This is a genomic window from uncultured Acetatifactor sp. (assembly GCF_948601915.1).
GTDB lineage: Bacteria > Bacillota > Clostridia > Lachnospirales > Lachnospiraceae > Acetatifactor.
In genome coordinates, this window is record NZ_CAPDXS010000112.1 from 12,289 (window position 1) to 18,138 (window position 5,850).

Annotated in this window: 4 protein-coding genes; all 4 read right to left on the minus strand. The window is 52.9% G+C overall.

The genetic code is table 11. From position 1 onward, the window contains the following. Nucleotides 1–1,354 (minus strand): helix-turn-helix domain-containing protein (locus tag Q2B33_RS17330; protein ID WP_300815979.1); only part of this gene is annotated, 1,354 nt, incomplete at its 3' end. 235 nt (nt 1,355–1,589) lie between these two features. Beyond that, complete coding sequence (locus Q2B33_RS17335; protein WP_300566340.1) at nt 1,590–3,290, minus strand: AAA family ATPase; 1,701 nt, start codon at nt 3,288–3,290, stop codon at nt 1,590–1,592. 17 nt (nt 3,291–3,307) lie between these two features. Next, entirely contained in the window at nt 3,308–5,011 is a 1,704-nt protein-coding gene (locus tag Q2B33_RS17340) for an AAA family ATPase (RefSeq protein ID WP_300566343.1), read from the minus strand. A gap of 324 nt (nt 5,012–5,335) precedes the next feature. Continuing rightward, nucleotides 5,336–5,563, minus strand: a complete 228-nt coding sequence (locus Q2B33_RS17345) for a response regulator (RefSeq protein ID WP_300566346.1) — start codon at nt 5,561–5,563, stop codon at nt 5,336–5,338. Nucleotides 5,564–5,850 lie beyond the last annotated feature (287 nt).

The following is a 5,850-nucleotide window of genomic DNA, read 5'->3' on the forward strand; positions in this document are numbered from 1 at the left end:
TGTAAAGGTATCCTCCATTCTCTTCAAAGACCATCCGATAGTCTGACCGGGTCTGACGCTGCGCATCGCTGTCCGACTGCCCCTGACGCTTCCTCTGTGTCCCGCCATCCGGCTCCGGCTGTCCCCCTGCTGCCTGCGCCCTTCCATCCGCAGGTTTCCATCCGCCCTGTGATTCCAGGGCATCGAGGATTTCTTCATCGAAATAAGTGCGGCACAGAAAGCGGTTCCCGTTGTCGGTATACCCCGTGATGATCCCCCACTCGGGAGCCACGCGCAGGTTGATGGCAAGCACCGGCCTGCCTTTTCGGATATCCTCCATGATGGCCTGGCGCTCCGCCTTCCTCTCCTGCTTTTCCAGCCTCTCCACCATGCGGAAATCGTAGCCGATGGCGCTGTACAGGGGCCCGGCGTAATCGTAGGCCACAAGGGCGTCCGTACAGCTATAGTCCCAGACATCGGTGAAACAGGTGCGATAACAGGCCCCGCTCATTCCCATGATCTGCTCATAGGTGTAAGGCTCCCCCATATAGGTGAGGGCCGCCCGGAGCGCGCCCGCCCAGGGGCTTTCCAGGCCCTCTGTCCCCTTCTTCCAGGACAGAGGCTTCACATTTTCCAGTATGCATTTCGAATCATCCCGCAGCAGGAGCCTCGTGCCATGGTTCCCGTAATAGACGGTCTGGTTTTCCGGGCAGCTCAGCACATGGATTCCCTCCCCGTTCAGGTAAATCAGCGTCAGATATTCCGTGTCGTCGCTTGCGGTGCTGCTGGGGAAGGTCTCATGGTTCACCGGTATCCTGTCCCATTTGAAATACGCATAGTGCTCTATCTTCTGCATGGCGGAGGCGTATTCCTTCCCGTTCCCATAGTAAGCGCCCACGATCCGGAAGGTTTCCTCCGGCCCAAAGCCCGCGCTTTTCCTGTCCAGGGTCAGGTTCTCGTTCTGCAGTGCGTAGGAAAAGCCCACGCCCTCCGGCGTCTGGAACTTGACGGTCAGGACTTTCAGGCGGTCGCTTTCCAGGGAGGCGCCGGTGAAAGTCTGGTTCACATAGATGTCCAGCACATTGTCCCGCACCAGGTTGTCCAGGAAGCGGGTCACGGGCACTTCCGTCTCTCCGTCCGTGTACACTGCCTCCAGGATGAAAAGCTCCCTGGGGCACAGCAGGCTGTCGATGCTGCAGTCCAGCGCTTCCGCCAGGGCAGGAAGGATGGCCGTCTCCGGCAGGCACTTGGCGTTCTCCCATTTGGATACGGCCTGGGGGCTGACCTGCAGCCGCTCCGCCAGAGCCTCTCCTGTGTATCCCCGCTCCCTGCGCAGGGATGCAATCCTTCTTGCGATTTTTTCCAAATCCATCATAGTGTTTTACCTCCAATCTGTTTTCAGCGCTGTGAGTTTGTAATAGAATCCATAATAGGTTTCTATTATCTAAGTGCTATTGTAGGCAAAGTCACCGGGATTTACCAGGTATGTCAGGTGAAGCGGATGCGGAAAATATCAACCTGGAGTTGAAAGGATTGGCCGATGCAAGCCCGTACCCTGCGCCAGCTTCCAATGGAACGAAACCCTCTTTTGGATGAAATACCACGAAATTTCAGGTATCCGCCCTCCTTCCCAGCCGCACCTCGCAGTCCTTACGGTAGAAGGAGACCCCATAGCATCCGATTTTCCGATACCCTTCCGTCCGCAGCTCGTCCATATATCTTTTGTCATAAATCTGCTTCAGCGCCTTCTCCGCGTCGGCTTCCAAATCATCGATGGAGGCGGAGACCTTCAGCTCCAGCACAAAGGCCCTGCCCCGCAGGGACGGGCTACGCACCATGATATCCGACCGCCCATTACCAGATTCTCTGTTGGACTTCACCAGATAGTCCTGGCTCTGGCTCAGAATTCCGGCCAGGAAGCCGTGGTAGAAGTTCTCCGCACTGTCATAAAAGCTGATGGTGGGGAAAAGCTGGCCGTTCAAAATATCCGTCATCTTCTCCGCGTCCCCCTCCTCCATGGCCCGGTACAGGTCCCGGAAGTCCTGCTTCTCTATGCTCTTCCGGAACCATCCCAGAATCGTGTTCTGGTAGATTGTCTTCACTTCTGTGTTCGGGATGCAGACCCGCAGGAAAGACAGCGGGTCGCGGAAATACTCACTTTTTTTCGTCAAATATCCTGTGAAATACAGAAAATTCCACAGATTCTCCCCACTGGCATGCATGTCCTCATAGGTGACTTCCTCGTGCACCTGGATGTCCAGTGTCCCGCCGTTCAGGAGCGTCTCAATCTGTCCCTTCGTCTCCCGGTCGGCTCTGGCAATCATGTCCTTGATGATGTCGTTAGAGCTGGTGTTGATCCAGTAGGGACGCGGGAAAGCGTCCACATCCGAATATAAATCATACAGGAACTTTATGACGCTCCATGGATTGTAAACTTGCGTATCTCCAAAGGTATACCCGTCATACCATTCTTTCATGGTCGGGAAACGGTTTTCCGCTCCATAATAAGCCATGCTCTGCAGCACCTCAGATTCGGTGAATCCGAAGTGCTCGCTATATTTTTTATCCAGAACGGAGATAATGTTCAGATGGTTCAGTCCCGTAAAAATGCTCTCCTTCGAAATTCTAAGACAGCCTGTAATCACAGCAAACCGGAGATTGTCGTTGGTCTTCAGACCGGACTCGAACAGGGAGCGGACGAAATCCACCATCTCCCCATAAAATCCCCTGAAATACGCATTCTCCAGCGGCACATCGTATTCGTCGATCAGAATGACCGTATTTTTCCCTGTGGCCTGGTGCAAGCACTTGCTCAGGAACTTCAGCGCACCGGAATATTCGTCCTGCCCCGCCTCTCTCCCGGCGATTTCCCGAAACTTGCGCTTATCCTCCTCGTCCAGAGCCCCGCTCTCCAACACGTAACGATGGCGCTTGAACTCCTCCGCGATCTCCTCTTTCAGCTTCGCATAGGCGGATTGGAACGTGGCCTGCTTGGCCGATTTCAGGGTCAGGTTGATGACTGGATATGTCCCCATCTCACCCGTATAGCCCTCCCCGGCCTCCATGATCTTCAGGCCCTGGAAAAGCGCCTTGTTCCGGGCGTTCTTTTCCGCATCCCCGGTATCCTCAAAGAAGTACCGGAGCATGCTCAGGTTCAGCGTCTTGCCGAAGCGCCTGGGGCGGGTGAACAGGTTCACTTCCCCCTTTAAGTCCAGCAATTCTTTTATCAACATAGTTTTATCGATATAGTAATAGCCGTCTGTTATTACCCGTTCAAAATTATCTACCCCTATCGGCAATGCTTTCTTCATCATCGCACCTCCCCACCTTACTCCGCCCGTTTCCCCAGCCGAACCTCGCAGTCCTTCCGGTAAAAAGAGATTCCATAGCAGCCGATTTTCCGATACCCTTCTGTCTGCAGTTCATCTATATACTTTTTATCGTATATCTGCCGCAGGGCCTTTTCCGCATCGTTCTCCAGGTCATGGATGCTGTCCGAGACCTTTACTTCCAGGACAAACGCCCTGCCCCGCAGGGACGGGCTCCTTACACAGATATCCGAGCGCCCATTGCCCGACTCCCGGTTGGACTTCACCAGATAGTCCTGGCTCTGGCTCAGGATTCCGGCCAGGAACCCGTGGTAGAAATTCTCCGCACTGTCATAGAAACTGATGGTAGAGAAAAGCTGGCTGCTTAAGATTTCCCCCATCTTTTCCGCATCCCCGTCCTCCATGGCCCGGTACAGATCCCGGAAGTCCTGCTTCTCTATCCTCTTCCGGAACCACCCCAGAATCGTGTTCCGATAGATTGTCTTCACTTCCGTATTGGGGATGCGCAGCTGCAGGAATGTCGACGAATCGCGGAAATCCTCACTTTTTTTCGTCAGGTACCCTGTGAAATAGAGGAAATTCCACAGATTCTCACCACTGGCCTGCATATCCCCATAGGTGACCTCTTCATGCACCTGTATCTCCAGGGTTCCGCCGTTTAAAAGCGTCTCAATCTGCCCCTGCGCCTCACGGTCAGCTCTGGCGATCATGTCCTTTATGATGTCGTTGGAGCTGGTATTGATCCAATAGGGGCGCGGGAAAGCATCAACCTTCGCATACAAATCGAACATATAGTTTATGACGCTCCATGGATTATAGACCTCCGTGTCCCCGAAAGTGTATCCGTCATACCATTCCTTCATGGTCGGAAAACGGCTCTCCACACCATAATATTCCATCATCCGCAGCACCTGGGATTCCGTGAACCCAAAATGCTCGCTGTACCTCTGGTCCAGCACTGAAATAATCCTTAAATGGTTCAGTCCCGTGAAAATACTCTCTTTTGAAATCCGAAGACATCCTGTAATCACCGCAAACTGCAGATAGTCGTTGGTCTTCAGCCCCGCCTCGAACAGCGAGCGGATAAAGCTCACCATCTCCTCGTAAAAGCCGCTAAAATATGCATTCTCCAGCGGCACATCGTACTCGTCGATCAGCAGAACCGTATTTTTCCCCGTAACCTTGAACATGCACTTACAGAACAGCTTTAGCGCCCCCCTCAGCTGCTTTTCGTCCACTTTCTCTTCCGCGACGCTCAGGTATTGCTCATACTCATTGGGAGTCAGAAGTTCCCTGCCCCGTTCCAAGATATCCCTGTGCCTGTCAAATTCAGATGCGATTTCACACCGCATCATATAGCAGGCAGTGTCGTAATCTTCCTGTTTCGCCGACTTCAGCGTCAGGTTGAGCACCGGACAGCTTCCCATCTGCTCTATATATTCCTCTCCGGCCTCCATGATTTTCAGTCCCTGGAAAAGCGCCTTGTTCCGGGCATTCTTTTCCGCATCCCCGGTGTCCTCAAAGAAATACCGGAGCATGCTCAGGTTCAGCGTCTTGCCGAAGCGCCTGGGACGGGTGAACAGGTTCACTTTCCCTCTTAAATCCAACAATTCTTTTATAAAAATGGTTTTATCTATATAGTAATATCCTGTTTTTATGACATCTGCAAAATTATCTACCCCTATCGGCAACGGTTTCTTCATCACTACACCTCCTCGTCCAGCCACATGACATTATTATACCTTGTTTTTGTGCGCCTGGCGCACATGGAATCAAAAGTGGGCACTCTGTCCTTCTGTGTCAATATTATACCCTGTTCCACCCCGATGCACAATCCATTATTTCTCCCCACTTGTCCGAAAGATGCCCTGTACCATGAGACGTCCCAGCAGTCTCCCGCACCCTCATCCACCCTGCCCTAACTGCCTCGCATGCTTTTTGAAGAAATCCTCCCTGGGCTTTGGCAACTTCCGTTCATGCCGGGCCAGATTCCCTGTATAGGAAAAAATCGGTTCCAGCCCATGAACCTACAACTGCCCTCTGCGGAGCCTGAAAACCACGTCAGCCTCTTGAATGCCGTCCACATTGGGAAGCATGATATCCAGAACGATCAGTTCCATGGGGTTCTGCTGAAAAAGGCGCAGCGCCTCCAGACCGTTGCAGGCCGAAAATACCGTGTGGCCCGCATCGGTCAGATAGTCGCTGACCAGATTGTTCGTCGTCACATCGTCCTCCACAACCAATATCCCTGCCATATCGCCCCGCCTCCTGTCATTCCTGTGCCTCCTGTGTGCGCCGCCAGTGCGGATTTTCCTCCCCATACCTCTCTATCCTGCAATGATGCCGCCTTTTCCTTGCCGACGCATTCCAGTCATAACTGCTTCCCACCAAAAGAATATCTCACGCGCCTGTGGCGAATCTGCTCCTTTCATTATACCCCCGCTGGCACTTTCTACAATCAAATATTTCAAATGGAGCATCTAGCAGTTTATACTGCTTAACGATTTCACTTGCAATGAAACCAGACTGCATAACGCTGACT

Coding starts and splice junctions, on each gene's coding strand:
- Q2B33_RS17335 (WP_300566340.1), bottom strand. CDS start 3,290: ATGAAGAAAGCATTGCCGATAGGGGTAGATAATTTTGAACGGGTAATA.
- Q2B33_RS17345 (WP_300566346.1), bottom strand. CDS start 5,563: ATGGCAGGGATATTGGTTGTGGAGGACGATGTGACGACGAACAATCTG.
- Q2B33_RS17340 (WP_300566343.1), bottom strand. CDS start 5,011: ATGAAGAAACCGTTGCCGATAGGGGTAGATAATTTTGCAGATGTCATA.